At 49.1% G+C, this 15,900-nt stretch carries 17 protein-coding genes and 4 tRNA genes; 9 read left to right on the plus strand and 12 right to left on the minus strand.

The window, feature by feature from the left end; translation table 11 throughout:
- Window positions 1-2 precede the first annotated feature (2 nt).
- The 5 genes from urtE to urtA all read right to left on the minus strand — a co-directional run bounded on the left by urtE (window position 3) and on the right by urtA (window position 4,899).
- Window positions 3-698 (minus strand): urea ABC transporter ATP-binding subunit UrtE, encoded by a 696-nt coding sequence (gene urtE / locus C170_RS14970; RefSeq protein WP_036610826.1) that lies wholly within the window; start codon window positions 696-698, stop codon window positions 3-5.
- Window positions 676-1,485, minus strand: a complete 810-nt coding sequence (gene urtD, locus C170_RS14975) for an urea ABC transporter ATP-binding protein UrtD (RefSeq protein ID WP_036610827.1) — start codon at window positions 1,483-1,485, stop codon at window positions 676-678. The genes urtE and urtD overlap by 23 nt, the downstream gene beginning before the upstream one ends.
- A complete protein-coding gene (gene urtC, locus C170_RS14980) occupies window positions 1,448-2,539 on the minus strand; it encodes an urea ABC transporter permease subunit UrtC (RefSeq protein ID WP_051447185.1) in 1,092 nt (363 codons plus the stop codon). The genes urtD and urtC overlap by 38 nt, the downstream gene beginning before the upstream one ends.
- Before the next feature lie 21 nt (window positions 2,540-2,560).
- Window positions 2,561-3,466: an urea ABC transporter permease subunit UrtB gene (urtB, locus tag C170_RS14985; RefSeq protein WP_036610830.1), complete on the minus strand. Its 906-nt coding sequence runs from the start codon at window positions 3,464-3,466 to the stop codon at window positions 2,561-2,563.
- A gap of 182 nt (window positions 3,467-3,648) precedes the next feature.
- Window positions 3,649-4,899 (minus strand): urea ABC transporter substrate-binding protein, encoded by a 1,251-nt coding sequence (urtA, locus tag C170_RS14990; protein WP_036610839.1) that lies wholly within the window; start codon window positions 4,897-4,899, stop codon window positions 3,649-3,651.
- A 261-nt stretch (window positions 4,900-5,160) separates the two neighbouring features.
- Between urtA and C170_RS14995 the strand changes: the two genes are divergently transcribed.
- From C170_RS14995 to C170_RS15020, 6 genes are read left to right on the plus strand one after another with little or no spacing between them, the layout of a single operon-like run.
- Window positions 5,161-5,463 (plus strand): urease subunit gamma, encoded by a 303-nt coding sequence (locus tag C170_RS14995; RefSeq protein ID WP_036610841.1) that lies wholly within the window; start codon window positions 5,161-5,163, stop codon window positions 5,461-5,463.
- 17 nt (window positions 5,464-5,480) lie between these two features.
- Window positions 5,481-5,870: an urease subunit beta gene (locus tag C170_RS15000; protein WP_036610844.1), complete on the plus strand. Its 390-nt coding sequence runs from the start codon at window positions 5,481-5,483 to the stop codon at window positions 5,868-5,870.
- Complete coding sequence (gene ureC / locus C170_RS15005; protein ID WP_036610857.1) at window positions 5,867-7,585, plus strand: urease subunit alpha; 1,719 nt, start codon at window positions 5,867-5,869, stop codon at window positions 7,583-7,585. The genes C170_RS15000 and ureC overlap by 4 nt, the downstream gene beginning before the upstream one ends.
- Window positions 7,586-7,618: 33 nt before the next feature.
- Complete coding sequence (locus tag C170_RS15010) at window positions 7,619-8,314, plus strand: urease accessory protein UreF (RefSeq protein WP_081745939.1); 696 nt, start codon at window positions 7,619-7,621, stop codon at window positions 8,312-8,314.
- A 33-nt stretch (window positions 8,315-8,347) separates the two neighbouring features.
- Window positions 8,348-9,067: an urease accessory protein UreG gene (gene ureG / locus C170_RS15015; RefSeq protein WP_017690021.1), complete on the plus strand. Its 720-nt coding sequence runs from the start codon at window positions 8,348-8,350 to the stop codon at window positions 9,065-9,067.
- The gene (locus C170_RS15020) at window positions 8,973-9,944 is read left to right on the plus strand and encodes an urease accessory protein UreD (protein ID WP_162158975.1); all 972 of its coding nucleotides are present in this window, start codon (window positions 8,973-8,975) and stop codon (window positions 9,942-9,944) included. Before ureG ends, C170_RS15020 begins: the two co-directional genes overlap by 95 nt.
- A 108-nt stretch (window positions 9,945-10,052) precedes the next feature.
- Here C170_RS15020 and C170_RS15025 read toward each other — a convergent pair whose 3' ends face one another.
- The 4 genes from C170_RS15025 to C170_RS15040 all read right to left on the minus strand — a co-directional run bounded on the left by C170_RS15025 (window position 10,053) and on the right by C170_RS15040 (window position 11,001).
- Window positions 10,053-10,478 (minus strand): helix-turn-helix domain-containing protein, encoded by a 426-nt coding sequence (locus tag C170_RS15025; RefSeq protein WP_036610863.1) that lies wholly within the window; start codon window positions 10,476-10,478, stop codon window positions 10,053-10,055.
- Window positions 10,479-10,647: 169 nt separating this feature from the next.
- Window positions 10,648-10,730, minus strand: a tRNA-Leu gene (locus C170_RS15030).
- A 17-nt stretch (window positions 10,731-10,747) separates the two neighbouring features.
- Window positions 10,748-10,823: transfer RNA gene (locus C170_RS15035), tRNA-Lys, on the minus strand.
- A 106-nt stretch (window positions 10,824-10,929) separates the two neighbouring features.
- A tRNA-Glu gene (locus tag C170_RS15040) sits at window positions 10,930-11,001 on the minus strand.
- A 306-nt stretch (window positions 11,002-11,307) separates the two neighbouring features.
- On the opposite strand from C170_RS15040, the gene C170_RS15045 reads away from it, so the two are divergent.
- Both C170_RS15045 and C170_RS15050 read left to right on the plus strand, forming a co-directional pair.
- Window positions 11,308-12,084: a DeoR/GlpR family DNA-binding transcription regulator gene (locus C170_RS15045; protein WP_017690024.1), complete on the plus strand. Its 777-nt coding sequence runs from the start codon at window positions 11,308-11,310 to the stop codon at window positions 12,082-12,084.
- A 4-nt stretch (window positions 12,085-12,088) separates the two neighbouring features.
- Window positions 12,089-12,985: a Cof-type HAD-IIB family hydrolase gene (locus C170_RS15050; RefSeq protein WP_036610865.1), complete on the plus strand. Its 897-nt coding sequence runs from the start codon at window positions 12,089-12,091 to the stop codon at window positions 12,983-12,985.
- 64 nt (window positions 12,986-13,049) lie between these two features.
- On the opposite strand, the gene C170_RS15055 is transcribed toward C170_RS15050, so the two are convergent.
- Together C170_RS15055 and C170_RS15060 are read right to left on the minus strand one after the other, a co-directional pair.
- Window positions 13,050-13,721 carry an MgtC/SapB family protein gene (locus tag C170_RS15055; RefSeq protein WP_051447186.1) on the minus strand — a complete coding sequence of 224 codons (672 nt, stop codon included), beginning with the start codon at window positions 13,719-13,721 and terminating at the stop codon, window positions 13,050-13,052.
- Window positions 13,722-14,043: 322 nt separating this feature from the next.
- A complete protein-coding gene (locus C170_RS15060; RefSeq protein WP_051447187.1) occupies window positions 14,044-14,703 on the minus strand; it encodes a flavin reductase family protein in 660 nt (219 codons plus the stop codon).
- A 107-nt stretch (window positions 14,704-14,810) separates the two neighbouring features.
- Here C170_RS15060 and C170_RS15065 point away from each other — a divergent pair, with 107 nt between their 5' ends.
- Window positions 14,811-15,509, plus strand: a complete 699-nt coding sequence (locus C170_RS15065) for an ArsR/SmtB family transcription factor (RefSeq protein WP_036610871.1) — start codon at window positions 14,811-14,813, stop codon at window positions 15,507-15,509.
- A gap of 221 nt (window positions 15,510-15,730) precedes the next feature.
- Here the strand turns inward: C170_RS15065 and C170_RS15070 are convergent.
- Window positions 15,731-15,819 (minus strand) — tRNA-Ser (locus C170_RS15070).
- Window positions 15,820-15,900: the final 81 nt, after the last annotated feature.

Genomic DNA, 15,900 nt, shown 5'->3' on the forward strand with positions numbered 1-15,900 from the left:
AACTATACGGAGAGATGATGTTCAAACTGCGACATATCCAGCTCTTGCGGTGTCCCATGCAGGGTTATGGTTCCTTTGTCCATGATATAGATGTAATCTGCGGCACTTCGTACAAAATCGATACTCTGCTCTACCAGCAGAACCGAGAGGTTCCCCTTTGCCTTGAGCTGCAAAATAACCTGCCGAATGTCCTCCACGATAGAAGGCTGGATGCCTTCTGTCGGCTCATCCAGTAGCAACAACCCTGGACGCGAAGCCAATGCCCGGGCGAATGCCAACTGCTGCTGCTGTCCACCACTCAGATCCCCGCCCTGCCGTCCATACATCGTAGCAAGCACTGGGAACATCGCCAGTACATCCTCCGGGAACGTTTTTACTCCCGGTGCACTTGTCTCCAGACCGAGCAATAAGTTTTCTTTCACCGTAAGCTGCGGGAAAATCTCCCGCCCCTGCGGTACATAACCAATCCCTTCCCGTGCCCGCTTGGCTGAGTCCAAGGTGGATAACTCCTGATTTTGCCACTGAATACTGCCCTTGCGTGATTTGAGCAGCCCCATTAATGTTTTCATCAACGTTGTTTTCCCTACACCGTTACGACCCATCAGACACACCACCTGTCCGGGCTGTACATCCAGGTTCACACCACGAAGCACATTGCTTTCCCCGTAGCCGGATTCAATTCGTTGCAACGACAGCATGGTCATCCCTCCTTTTGCCCAGATACACTTCTGCCACTTTCGGGTCTGCCTGTACCTCCGCCATCGTACCTTCCTTCAGCAGTTTCCCTTCATGCATCACCGTTACCTTGGCTGCGAACTCTCGCACAAACTCCATATCATGCTCCACCACCACAACCGAGCGCTCACGCGCAATCTCTTGCAGAAGTCGCCCGGTCTTGTGTGTTTCTTCATCCGTCATGCCTGCGGCTGGTTCGTCCAGCAACAACACACGTGGCTCCTGCAGAAGCAACATGCCAATCTCTAGCCACTGCTTCTCCCCATGTGATAACGCTCCTGCACGAGCATCAACGCGGTCTTGCAGACCAATCTGGAGGGTAACATGCTCCATGGCAGCACTCATTTTCCCATATCGACGAATACCGATGGCTTGCAAAGGGGAACGGCGAGTCTCCCCCGCCAGCGTCAGATTCTCCTGTACCGTCAGACCTGCAAAGATCGATGGCGCCTGGAATTTGCGTCCCACACCTTTGCGAACAATCTGGTGCTCCTTCAGTCGTGTTAATTCCGTGCCATCCGCCATCTTCACCGAGCCGGACATGGGTTTTGTTTTGCCACATATCACATCCAGCATCGTTGTTTTCCCAGCACCATTGGGTCCGATTAAAAAATGCAGGTCATGTTCATGCAGCTTCAGATTCATGCCTTTGACAGCAACGAACCCACCAAAGGCCACCGTAATATCCTCGGCTACCAACACCGCTGATTCCTCAGTAGACTTTAGGTTTTTCCCGAGTGACTTGGACATGCGCACTCTCTCCTCTCCGCTTCAGCAAGCGAACGACATGACGATACACACCTACAATACCGTTTGGCATGAACAAAACCACCGTTACAAAGAGCCCACCAATGACAAACAGCCACCCTTCGGGATAAGCCTCACTAATGCCTGTTTTGGCTGCATTCAGCACCACTGCTCCGATGACCGCTCCAATAAGCGTACCGCGACCACCCAATGCAACCCACAGGACCATCTCAATGGAGGGTACAATCCCCATCATCGATGGCGAGATAATACCCACCTGAAGTACAAACAACATGCCCGCGATGCCTGCAAGCGCACCGGAAAAAGCAAAAGCCAGCGTTTTATATCCTGCCGGATCATATCCGAGGAATCGCACCCGATTCTCTCCATCACGCGCAGCTTCGAGCACTTGACCGAACCGACTGTTCACCATTCGACGACAGAGCATATAAGCGATCACCAGAACAGCAAGCGTTATATAGTAGAGAGCAATCGTCGTTCCAGCGGAATGAAGTGTAAAACCAAAGATCGAATTATATCCGGTGATGCCATTTGTCCCACCCGTCCATTCCTGTTTACCAACAAAGAGTGTTACCATAATAAGAACCAAAGCTTGAGTCAGGATGGTAAAATAAACACCGGTAATCCGGTTGCGGAACGTAAACCACCCCAGAGCAAAGGCAAGCAATGCTGGAAGGGCTATCCCCAATAACAGCGCCACCGGGAAAGAGCGAAATGGTTCCCAGAACCACGGCAGACCACTGAGACCACTCCATCCCATGAAGTCAGGAAGCGTTGCTCCACTAGCCTGAAGCTTCAGATACATCGCCATCGCGTACCCACCCAGACCAAAGAACACCCCATGCCCAAGACTTAGCACACCCCCATATCCCCAGATCAGATCGAGACCGATGGCCAGGATTGCTAGCGCCAAAAACTTGGCTAACAGACTCAGACGAAACTCCGTGGAGATTAGTGGAGCAAGACACATCATGATCAGTACAACCGCCCAGATGATTCTCATTTTCAGACTGCCAGTCTTGAGTAATGCCGACATGAACTAACCCCCTTTTTCACGTTAATCGAGACTCCGTGTGCGCATCGCGACCAATCCGCGTGGTTTCCATTGCAGGAAAGCAACGATACATACAAACACAAGCACCTTGCCAATGGAGGCAGAGGTATAGGTTTCGAACAGCGTGTTGAACATACCAATCCCCAATGCACCACACACGGTTCCAACCAATTTCCCAACGCCACCCAGAACAACGACCATGAACGCATCCACAATATAATACGTACCAAGCGAAGGACCAATCGGACCAATGAGCGTTAATGCACAGCCAGCAATTCCGGCAATTCCCGAACCAATCGCAAAGGTCATGCCATCCACCCGCCGGGTCGAAATCCCAAGACACCCCGCCATGCTCCGATTCTGCATCACAGCCCTCATTCGTCTTCCGGAAGATGTTCGATAGATATAGAGATACATACACAGCAGCACCACCGCAACCAGTGCGATAATGAAAATTCGTTTATACGGAAATACAATACCATCCGAGATCGCCAATCCCCCATTGAGCCAAGCCGGACTGGATACTCCCACGTTTGGCGCTCCGAATATCGTACGGGCCAGTTGTTGCAGCATCATGCCTACACCCCATGTCGCCAGCAGACTGTCCAGCGGCCTGCCATATAGATGCCGGATCAGCACCACTTCAAGCAACCAGCCAATCAGAGCCGCTACAATGAACGCAATCGGCAGAGCCACAACAAAGTAGGCACCAAACCACGCCGCTGGAGCATAGGACATGAACAGATTTTGTGTTACATATGTTGCATATGCACCGATCATGATCAGTTCACCGTGAGCCATATTGATGACATTCATCAGCCCAAACGTTACTGCAAGCCCCAATGCAATCAACAACAGAATTGAACTGATACTCAGACCATTGAACATCTGCAGGATAAACATATCCATCGCTATCCCCTCCTCCATACCGTGACTCTCGATATTTCACATGAATTCAATTATGGGCAGTAACATTTTCCACATCACAGTAACGCTTTACCGCGATACGGTAAGAGGATGTGTTGTCACACCCTCGTTTATGTTTCAGCTGCTTTGAAGCGAGTTGCCTGTTTTATTGCGAGGTTTCTATGTTATTTAGCGCTGAGGGTTGCTCCCCATTCATACGTTTTCAGATAAGGGTCCGGCTTGACAGGCTCACCAGAATTCCACAATTCCTTGAACTGCCCATCCTCCTGCACCTCACCGATCCGTACGGTTTTGTAGATATGCTGATTCTCTCCATCCACGGTTACCTTACCTTCCGGGGCATCAAACTCCAGACCCTTGGCAGCTGCCTTCACCTTCTCCACGTCGGTTGATCCTGCTTTTTCCACCGCCGCCTTCCAGAGATAAACCGCCACATATCCCGCTTCAATCGGATCAGCTGTCACTCGATCAGCACCGTATTTTTCTTTATACTTGGCAACAAATGTTGCATTCTCAGGTGTATCCGTTGTCTGATAATAATTCCACGAAGCCAGATGCCCCTTCAATACGTCTGCGCCAATACCACGGATTTCTTCCTCCGCCACACTTACCGAGAGGGTCGTCATCTGATCCGAGGAGATTCCGGCATCCTTCAATTGTTTGAAGAAGGCCACATTGCTATCTCCGTTCAGCGTATTGTATACAATATCCGGCTTCGCAGCTTTGATTTTGCTAATGATGGTACTGTAATCGGTATGGCCCAGCGGTGTGTATTCTTCACCCACTACTTCGCCGCCTTCTGCTGCGAGTTGTGCCTTAATGACCTGATTGGCCGTTTTTGGGAATACATAATCTGAACCGAGCAGATAAAACGTCTTGCCCCTGTTCTCCAGTAACCAGGTTACGGATGGAACGATCTGTTGATTGGTTGTTGCTCCTGTATAAAAAATATTTGGCGACGATTCCAATCCCTCATATTGCACCGGGTAAAACAATAAACCTTTATTCTGTTCAAACACCGGGAGCATAGCCTTCCGACTTGCAGAGGTCCATCCACCAAATACAGCAGCGACCTTATCCTGTTGCAGTAACTTTCCAGCCTTCTCCGCAAAAGTAGGCCAATCCGAAGCGCCATCCTCAATTACAGGCTCAATCTGTTTACCCAAAACTCCGCCCGCGGCGTTGATCTCTTCAATGGCAAGCATCTCCGCATCTTTAACAGATACTTCACTGATCGCCATCGTTCCGCTGAGAGAGTGAAGAATGCCAACTTTAATCGGTTCACCGGATGTAGCCGGCTCTCCTGTACCACCTGAACCCGAAGCTTCAGGCGGCGCAGTGCCCTCCACACATCCTGTCATCACAATGACCGCACCCAGCAAAATACTCCATAACTTGACCGACCTCTTCTTCAATAGCCTACACTCCCTTTTTTTAGTCTATTGACGAACATTAAGGTCATTTGCGTCCGAAATGTTCGTTGATCCAAATTATGGAGGGTTCCTCTCTTCATGTCAATATAGCTTACATAATTTTATTTCATGCCTACTCGTTTCATGCATACTGCTAATATGCCTTGAAGCTTATTGACAAAGGATTCACCCTGTGTGAGTATATTTAACATACAATATGATCCATGAACATATCAGACATTATAAGCGAAAGGTCGGATTGCCTTGCACTGGACTGAGCAGGAAAAAGAAAAACTCCTGATTACCGTGGCCGCTAACCTCTCCCGTGAACGAAGAGCACGCGGACTCAAGTTAAATGTTCCCGAAGCCATCGCCTTGTTGACCTCCGAACTGATGGAACGAGCACGGGATGGAATGAGTGTTGCCGAATTAATGAGATACGGAGGCACCATCCTGACACGTGAAGACTGTATGGATGGTATTCCCGATATGATTCCTGAAGTACAGGTAGAAGCTACATTTCCTGACGGTACAAAACTGGTTACTGTACATGAACCTATACGCTGAGAAAGGCAGGAGAAACCATGATTCCTGGTGAATACCGTTTGAAGCCAGATGACGACATCATCTGTCATCCGGATCGTTTAACCCTACGACTCCTTGTCCTTAACCGCGGCGACCGCCCCGTCCAAGTCGGCTCTCACGTTCACTTCTATGAAGTTAATGCAGCACTGGACTTTGATCGCACGTCAGCTTTTGGACATCGCCTGCACATTCCGGCAGGCACCGCAGTTCGCTTCGAACCCGGTGAAGAGAAACCGGTTGAACTCACAACCTTTGGCGGCAAACGCCAGATTCACGGGTTCAACGGATTAACCGAAGGCTCTGCGGATCAAGCCCCCGATCCAGTGAAACTGGAGGCATTCCTGAAGACGTTCTCCCCTCCCATACAAGATGGAGGTGAACCTTCATGAAACGAATGAGCCGTGAACAATACGCGTCCATGTTTGGACCAACAACCGGCGATGCCGTAAGACTTGCGGATACCGAACTATGGGCAGAGATTGAACATGATTATGCCGTATATGGAGATGAGAGCAAGTTCGGGGGCGGCAAGGTTATCCGCGACGGGATGGGCCAGTCTACCACTGCTCTGCGAAGCGACGGCACCCCTGATACTGTCATCACTAACGCTATCATTATCGATCATTGGGGCATTGTAAAAGCGGATATCGGCATTCGAGATGGTCACATCTGCGCCATTGGCAAATCCGGTAACCCGGATACAATGGATGGTGTTCATCCCGCACTGGTCATCGGTGCTTCCACCGAAATCATCGCCGGTGAAGGCATGATTGTAACCGCTGGCGGCATTGATACCCATATTCATTTCATCTGCCCACAGCAGATTCAGACTGCGTTATCCTCCGGGGTCACGACCATGATCGGCGGGGGAACAGGACCAGCAACAGGAACCAAAGCCACCACCTGCACACCAGGAGCCTGGCACATCCACCGGATGCTGGAGTCCGCAGAAGCTTTTCCCATGAACATCGGTTACCTTGGCAAAGGCAACAGTTCCAGTACCGCACCTTTAATTGAACAGATTGAAGCTGGGGTAATCGGCCTGAAGCTACATGAAGATTGGGGCACTACCCCGAGCGCTATCGACGCTTGTCTGACTGCCGCCGGGGAACATGATGTTCAAGTGGCTATCCATACCGATACATTGAACGAAACCGGATTTCTCGAAAACACCTTGGCTGCAATCAACGGCCGGACGATCCACACGTACCATACGGAAGGCGCTGGTGGCGGACACGCACCGGATATTATCCGGGCCGCTGGGGAGTCCTACGTTATCCCCTCATCAACCAACCCAACACGACCGTACACACGCAACACTGTAGAAGAGCATCTCGATATGTTGATGGTGTGTCATCACCTGGACCCTTCCATCCCGGAAGATGTCGCTTTTGCGGATTCGCGGATTCGTCCCGAAACAATCGCAGCCGAAGACATTTTGCATGATCTTGGCGTGTTCAGCATCATCAGTTCCGATTCTCAAGCCATGGGCCGAGTGGGCGAAGTCATTATCCGCACCTGGCAGACAGCCGACAAAATGAAAAAACAGCGCGGCAAACTTGAGCTCAACCCGAATTCTCCCTCCGATAACGATCGGATCAAGCGATATGTCGCCAAGTACACTATCAATCCAGCTATCGCTCACGGAATCGGTCATCTCGTCGGTTCGGTGGAAGTTGGCAAGCTGGCAGATCTAATCATATGGAAACCGGCTTACTTCGGTGTTAAACCCGAGATTGTCATTAAGGGTGGCATGATCACATTTGCCCAGATGGGTGATCCCAATGCGTCCATCCCGACACCTCAGCCGGTATTTGGCAGACCGATGTTCGGAGCCTATGGTAGCGCCATTGCCAGCGGATCGATCACCTTTGTCTCCCAAGCCGCAGCAGAAGCAGGGATCAAAGAGTCATTGGGCCTGAAAAAGCGGGTTGAACCCGTTAAAGGCTGTCGCTCAGTCAGCAAAAAAGACATGATTCATAACGACGTCACCCCTGTCATTGAAGTCGATCCTGAAACCTACGAGGTACGCGCCGACGGCGAGCTACTCACCTGTGAACCCGCAGACGAGTTGCCTATGGCACAGCGGTACTTTATGTTCTGATAGGAATACGGATTAGCTGATAAGGGGGCACTCATGATGAACAGTGGCACGAAGCTACTCCGTTATGTTCAGCTGCTGGATTCGGCCCTGCCCATCGGTGGTTTCTCCCATTCCTTCGGTCTGGAAGCTTACACGCATGATGGCACCGTGCAAAATACCGCGCAGCTTGAACAGTTTATTCGCAGCCAGCTTCATTCCAGTCTTGTACGACTAGATGGTCTTGCCATCAAAGGCGTCTATCAGGCGATAAAACAGCAAGATGCCGCTCTACTTGCCCTGTATGACAAACGTGTCCACGCCCAGCGCTCCCCTCGGGAACTCAGGGAAAGCGGCCACAAGATGGGAAAACGACTGCTCAAGCTGGCCCGTTCACTCTATCCATGGATGGACTTTTCCCTAATTGATGAGGCTATCCGGGAACATGGCGCGTATTGCGGCATCACGACCATTCAAGGTTATATTAACTATCAATTGGAGATTGAATTGGATGAAGCCGTTACCGGGCATCTGTATACCTCAGTGAACGCTTATGTGAACAGCGCACTTCGCCTGCTGCCCATCGGACAAACCGAAGCGCAGATGTTGATTCAGAAACTGCTTGATGATATCGAAGCGGAATGGGCTCTCTTGCGGGACAATGACCCGGAAGATATGCACAGCTTCGGAATCGCCCAGGAAATCTACGCCATGCGGCATGAGACCTTACCCGCGCGGCTGTTTATGTCTTAACATCAACTTTTATATAACCAAGGAGGAATTGTTATGTGTGGAGGAGCTAATCATACGCATCATCCGGAGTGGGAACGTAAGGCATTTGATCGGAGTCGTCCGATGCGAATTGGAATTGGTGGACCGGTAGGTTCAGGTAAAACAGCCCTTGTGGAGAAGCTGTCCAAGGCACTACGTACACGTTATAGTCTTGCTGTCATCACCAATGACATTTATACCAAGGAAGATGCCGAGATTTTGCTGCGTCAGAACGCACTGGCACCAGAGCGTATTATTGGCGTCGAGACAGGCGGATGCCCGCACACGGCTATTCGTGAGGATGCCTCCATGAATTTCGAAGCGGTTGACGAGTTGATCGAACGCTTCCCGGATCTGCAACTGATCTTCATCGAGAGCGGCGGCGACAATCTCTCCGCTGCATTCAGTCCGGAACTGGCTGATGTGTTCATCTATATTATCGACGTTGCTCAAGGAGAGAAACTCCCCCGCAAAGGCGGTCCCGGCATAACGCGTTCAGATCTGCTGTTAATCAACAAAACCGACCTCGCCCCTTACGTTGGTGCAAGCCTGGAAGTTATGAAAAATGATACCGAACGGGTACGCGAAGGCCGCCCTTATGTCATGTCTAATCTAATGAGCGGTGAAGGTGTATCCGAGATTGTCCACTGGCTTGAACATCAATATATGGATGACGATGCTTCCGCTGCACATCTGCATTCACACAGCCATGAACATGGCACTCACTCGCATTAATTCATCTTCTGTCCCCACGGGAACAGAGATAAATGGGAATGAAAGTGCAGGTGCGCCCGTCACACGCCGCAGCGAGCTTCGGGCCACCTTTGCCTTTCAAGGCGACCGGACTGTCATGACTGATCGTTATTACAGCGCACCACTCCGGTTTAGCCGATCCTTTCGACCTCCCGGAGGAGGAACCGAATTATGTGTGTACACGTCAGACGTCTCGCCTGGAGTCCTTAACGGGGATCTTTATCATTCCGAGTGGGAATTAGGCGAAGGCACCCATGTCATGCTGAGCAGCACATCCGCTACCCGACTTCATCCTACACCTTCCATTCCCTCATCTGTTAATCATCACTTTCGGTTGGGAAAAGGGGCCACGCTGGAATACTTCCCTGAATGCGTCATTCCCTTCAAGGGAAGTTCTTCTTCGCTCACTGTAACCTTTGAGCTGGAAGAACAGGCAATCCTGGCCTATGCAGATATCTGGTCTGCCGGACGGATTCATCGGGGAGAAGCGTTCCAATTCGAGCGTTACCGCAGCTTGACGGAGATATGGCAAGGTGAACAACTGGCTGTCTGGGATCGATTCGGACTCGAACCGGATACCGATGATCCCAAACACTCAGCGTCTCTCCTTCACTACACACATACCGCTGCGTTATGGATGATTGCCCCAGGTCTTGGTACTGCGGAGTTGGAGCAAGTCAGATCTGCGCTGCCACCAGATGGGCGAATGCTCGCAGGTGCAAGTTTGCTGGCAACCGGAGGCATCGGCGTACGACTCCTTGGCATGGCAGCTTGGGAACTTCAGGAGCAGTGTCTTCAGATCTGGAACACACTCCGCCCACATCTGCTGGGCAAAGAAACTCTTGTCTTTCGTAAATAAGGGCATCAAGCATAGTTAACACCAAAAAACCTCTGAACTGTCTCCGAGTGTGTTCGGATTAGTCCAGAGGTTTTTGTACATTCAGTCTATGGATGTTGCTCATATCACTTACGCTTCGTTTTCCTCAGAATCGTTCTCTGATTTGTTCTCAGGTTTATAGCGATAGTCGCCAGCATCCTTACTTTCCTTGGATTTACGGTAACGGGTGAACTCAATATATTCGCTGATAAAAGACTGTTCCACAGTCGATAATTCACTTTCTTGGCAATTCAATTGCCGCAAAACGTCAAAAAAATAATCCTCCCGTTTTTCCCGAACCATCGCTTCCTTCGATGGACGCCCAATCATGAGCCAGTCGAGGCTCACATCAAAAAACGAAGCAATCTCAATTAATTTATTCGTACTCGGAATAGACTTGCCACGTTTCCAATCACCCAGATTGCCTGTGCTAATCTTCAGCTGTTGGCAGAAAGCCTTCTTGGTCATTCCTCGTTCGGCAATCAGGTGTTCAATTCGCTCATAGATCGACTGCATACAAGAACCGCCTTCCAACCGTAATAATCAACTCATCTGCTTGAATTATACCACATTATTCCTGAATGCTCAGCCTTTATATGCCTGGAATAGGATGAGATATATCGTATAACACAAAGATAGACTCCCATGAATGATCATAGAAGTCTATCTTATGTTGTTGCTGTGATGCGGTCGAGAGGACTCGAACCTCCACGGGTATACACCCACTACCCCCTCAAGATAGCGTGTCTGCCATTCCACCACGACCGCATATTCAATTGTAAAAATGGTGAGCCATGAAGGGCTCGAACCTTCGACACCCTGATTAAAAGTCAGGTGCTCTACCAACTGAGCTAATGGCTCTTGCTGTAAACTTCACCGGATGTGCCATGCTTCATTTTTGTCTATAAGAGCAATGACTTTGAGGATTACTCATCGAAAATGTAGATCTCATGAGGTGGTGAAGATATGACCCGTAGGGGATTCGAACCCCTGTTACCTCCGTGAAAGGGAGGTGTCTTAACCCCTTGACCAACGGGCCTTAATAACAAGTTGTCTTTCTTGGCGACAAGAATGAGTATACCACAGGACAATTTGAACTTGCAATACTTTTTTTGAAATTTATTTTTCAAGCCTTTTTGCCCATTGCATACTCTTCTTCAGAGCCCCGTTATTAGCCACCTCCCGTTCATGCCAATGTCATCCCCGTGCAGGAACAATGTAAACCATCCATCAAAACACTTATAAAAACTTACGTTCACTTATAATATTGCAAATCACATTAAGAATACTTATAATTAAAGTATCAGTATAAGTACGGTCATCCATACACTCGGAGGTGACATGTTTGTTTCAAGAAGAACGAATGCAGCTCATTGTTGAACATCTACGCAAACACAATCGCATCTCAGCCGATGATATTGTCGCCTTGTTTGATGTATCACGGGATACTGCACGCAGGGATCTGATTAAGCTTGAGGAACAGGATGCCATTATCCGAACACGTGGCGGCGCGATTCTCCCCCCTCCTCCGCAAGAATTCAGATCCTACAAAGACCGTTTACTCGATGTATCTGAGGAAAAGAGGGCCATCGGCAAACTCGCTGCGGCCATTGTAAGGCAAGGCGAGATCATTATTCTGGACTCTTCCACGACTGTGCAGGCCTGTGCCGAGAACTTAAACGGCAAATCCTGTACCGTCATTACCAATTCGATTCATTCCGCTGATCTTCTCTCCAATCACACTGCTGTCCAGATTCGTTTGCTCGGAGGCAAAGTAGATAAGGAACAACGTTATGTCTACGGTACCTCTGTTATCGAGACCCTCTCCCACTATTATGTAGATAAAGCCTTTATCGGAATTGGCGGTATCACCATGGATGGCTTCAGTGCTTCCGAAGAGGAAGGGAAAATTAAACACCAAATGATGAAAGCTGCCAAGAAAGTTGTTGTTCTTGCAGATCAATCCAAGTTTGATAGACGTTATGGTTATCGTTTTGCCGACTGGTCGTTGGTGGATGTATTGATTACGGATCAATGGCCAACCAAAGAATGGCTTGTTTTTCTAGCCGAACAACAGGTTGAGATTCTCATTCCTGAACCAACAGATGATAAGGAGTTGTAAATATATGAAATTATTTGCCACAGATTTAGATGGAACTTTGTTGAACATAGATAGCCAGATTAGCCCGGAGAATGCCGCAGCCATCCAAAAGGCCCAGCAATCCGGTATGAAAGTTACCATTGCAACAGGACGTGTCTATTCCGATGTTGTGACCATCAGCCGCGAAGGCGGAATTAAAACCCCAATTATCGGCTCCAACGGAGCGACAATTCATGATGCAGACGGTGAACGTTTATTCCATCTTCCGCTCGAGCGTGACACAGCAGCTTCCGTCATGCAGTGGCTGGAAGATCATGATGTCTATTATGAGGCTTCAACGCAACAAGGCATCTATGCCCCGCGTAGCAGTCATGAGACCTTGCTCGCCGAGATGGAACGTGTTCTTGGTTCAAACCCTGGTGAGGACATTGCACGCATGATTCGCTCCATCAAGAAACACTATGACAAAAAAGACTACCACCGCGTAAACAGCCATCTCGAAATTCCGGCAGAAGCCTACATCTATAATATTATGGCCTTCTCCATGAATCCGGACAAAGTAAAGACAGGACGAGAATACTTCGCTTCCCGATCCGATGTCGCCATGGTTGTATCCTTTGAGCATAACTTCGAAATGCAGCACCCGGACGTCTCCAAAGGTAATGCCCTTACCAAACTGGCGGCTCACCTGAACATCTCCATGGAGGATACAGTAGCTATTGGCGATAACTTCAACGATGTCTCCATGTTAAAAATGGCTGGACTCGGCATCGCCATGGGTAATGGCGAACCCGAAATCCAGGCATTAGCCAAAGCCATAACGCTGACCAATGTGGAGCATGGTGTTGCCCATGCCATCGAGTGCCTGCTTGAAGGTAAACCGGTATCCCGCCCAGAAACGATTGTCGGGGAAGGTCAGTAATTGGACCCATACTGAATTAAGTACTGAACCTGCATGATCACCTGTTGATCCATGCAGGTTCTCTTCATTTTAACTCCGAAGATCGAACGTGAGGCACGTCCTGTAACAAAATAATCAGTTGCTCGCCCCGGTATGAACCCGGTAGTTGCAACGTGAACTCAAGCACAGTCTCTTCCACGGAGTCTGTGCTTGTTTGCTGTTCAGTCTTAAATCCGATGACCGAGATCTTCTCCTGTCCCAGCAGTGCCAAAACAGTCTTCAGGGCCTCTCCCTCATTTTGCAGATGGATGGTTAACGTCTCTGTTCGAGCGGATACCAGCCAGCGTGTAGGTCTATGCAGTAACATCTGTGCCACGACAATAAGCAGTGTCACGCCCGCACCCGTCCAATACAGACCTGAACCCACAGCAAGTCCCATGCCTGCCGTAGCCCATATGCCAGCTGCTGTGGTCAATCCCCTGACCGTGTGACGCTGTGTGAAGATCATGCCCGCTCCAATGAACCCCACACCACTAACAACTTGTGCAGCGATCCTTGAAGGGTCAAGGGACAGATTGTCCCAGCCAGCCTGATCCTGGAATCCGTATTTCGATACAATCATCATCAGGGCAGCACCAACGGCGACCACAAAATGAGTACGGATTCCCGCTTCTTTCATTCGATTCTTGCGCTCATATCCGATTAGCACACCACATATTCCAGCTATGAGTACACGCATCAAATATTCCACTTCCATGCACATCACCTCTTTCATTATGTATATGCTTACATGAGTCTATCTTTACTATTACCCAATCTTTCACTGACTATATAAGTTGAACTAAAGATTATTTACACTGCACTACGATGACAGAACAACCTTCCAATCGCTGTTATCCCCAGATTTTTTCGATTCCCTTTTCTCAAGGGAAAATCCGGTGATAGCGTATGCTTCCGATGTAGCTTTCTTTCAGAAAGCTTTTGGGCGAGCGCTTCGCTTTTTCAGGTTTTTTTTCTGTCCTCTCCGTTATCGTGTAAATGATTAATTCATCTTATATAATAAAAAGCCTCCACTCAGGTCAATTCTCTGCCCGGAAATTTTCCCCTTGTCTCTTGCCCAATCCGAAATAATGTCTGAAATTATATATCAGCGGATGCCATTCCTCTGGATTAATTTTGTTCGGTCCAGATATTAGTCTTGTGTGCGCGTGTACCTTCAACGTTTTCACTTCAACAATCGCCATGAACGGTGTATGTTCGGGAATACGTATGTGTTGTACAGCCGCTTCAATCTGGAGCGGACATTCAACTATTTTATCTGGAGCCACCTGAACCGAGCATTCAGATGTCAGTCCAGCTACAGTGAATTTATCAGGACAATATTCATAGCCCATCTTCCTTTTCTCCTCAGGAACCGGGGTAACTCCCGTATAACGACCCAATGCCTCAACCTTTTTCCACATGGTCGCGTCCGGCAGATTAATTACACACTCCGGGTGTCGACTCAGATTTTCATAGGCTTTGCCCTGTGTACCTAGACCGAGAACCAGACAATCCCCCAGTGCCCAAGACGAGGATAATGGTGACAGGTTGGTTGATCCATCCTCATTTAATGTGCTCAGCAGCACTACAGGCGTACCATAATATAAAATACTGGGATTAATCGTCTCATGTTGAATCACTTCTTGACTCGCGGACAACTGCTCTGTAGCGAAGTCCTGTTTCGTTATCTTTTTCATCCTGTACCTCTCCTGTTCCCATTCCAATGCTTTATAAGCTCAATCTGACCCCTATGGGACGATACAACTCGATTGTAATACAGTAATAGTTCAGGTATGATCGAAGTATGAATGTATATCCGAATATTACTGTTATTGCGTCGTTAATCGCTGATCCAAGCCGCGCTATTTTTCTGTCATCCTTACTGGATGGCCGTGCGTTGCCCGCAGGAGAGCTTGCTCATATGGCAAGTGTCACTCCCCAGACGGCAAGCAGCCATCTAGCTAAACTCGTAGAGGGAGGATTACTCGAAGTTGAACAACAAGGGCGCCACCGATACTACCGTCTTGCAAACAAAGAAATTGCTAATCTGATTGAAAGCATGGCCAGTATTGCTCCGCCTGTACAGATCCGCTCTCTCAAACAATCCGATCAGCTTCAACAACTGAGTCATGCACGGACCTGTTATGGTCATCTGGCCGGGAAATTGGGAATCTCACTCTGCGAAGCCTTAGTACAGAAGGGGTATCTTGCAGAGCCCGAAGAGGCACACAGCAAGGATTATCAAGTTACAGAGAAAGGAATACAGTGGTTCACTACGTTTGGAATTAAACTTCAGATGAAGCCAGGATCACGCCGGGCCATCGCTCGCAAATGTCTGGATTGGAGCGAACGCCGTCATCATCTCTCAGGTATGCTTGGGGAACAACTCAGACATCGGTTAGCGGAACTGGACTGGATTCGTCAAAAAACAGGAAGTCGCTCTGTCGAAGTAACGGAAGCAGGCAAGAAAGGTTTATACGAGATGTTGAGCATTTCACTTTAGGCTGAAGCGTACACCAGGGATAAGCAAAGATCAGTAAACGCAAAAAATCCCCTTCACACTGACCGTTAACCGGTCTAATGTGAAGAGGATTTTTTGTCTATCTGGACGGAGAAAGAGGTGTACTCTCACTTCGTTCGAGACTGCGAAGTATTGCTAACGAAGCTTATGCTCCGACGAACCTTTAGGGTTCTCATCCCTTTGCAGAGAAGTTTAATTCAGAACGGAGAGAGAGGGATTCGAACCCTCGCACCGCTTACGCAGTCTAACCCCTTAGCAGAGGGTCCCCTTATAGCCACTTGGGTATCTCTCCAAGAAATGGCTCCCCGAACAGGGCTCGAACCTGTGACAACTCGATTAACAGTCGAGTGCTCTACCAACTGAGCTATCAGGG

Origin of the sequence: Paenibacillus sp. FSL H7-689 (genome assembly GCF_000517905.1) — a bacterium.
Classification (GTDB): Bacteria; Bacillota; Bacilli; order Paenibacillales; family Paenibacillaceae; genus Paenibacillus; species Paenibacillus amylolyticus.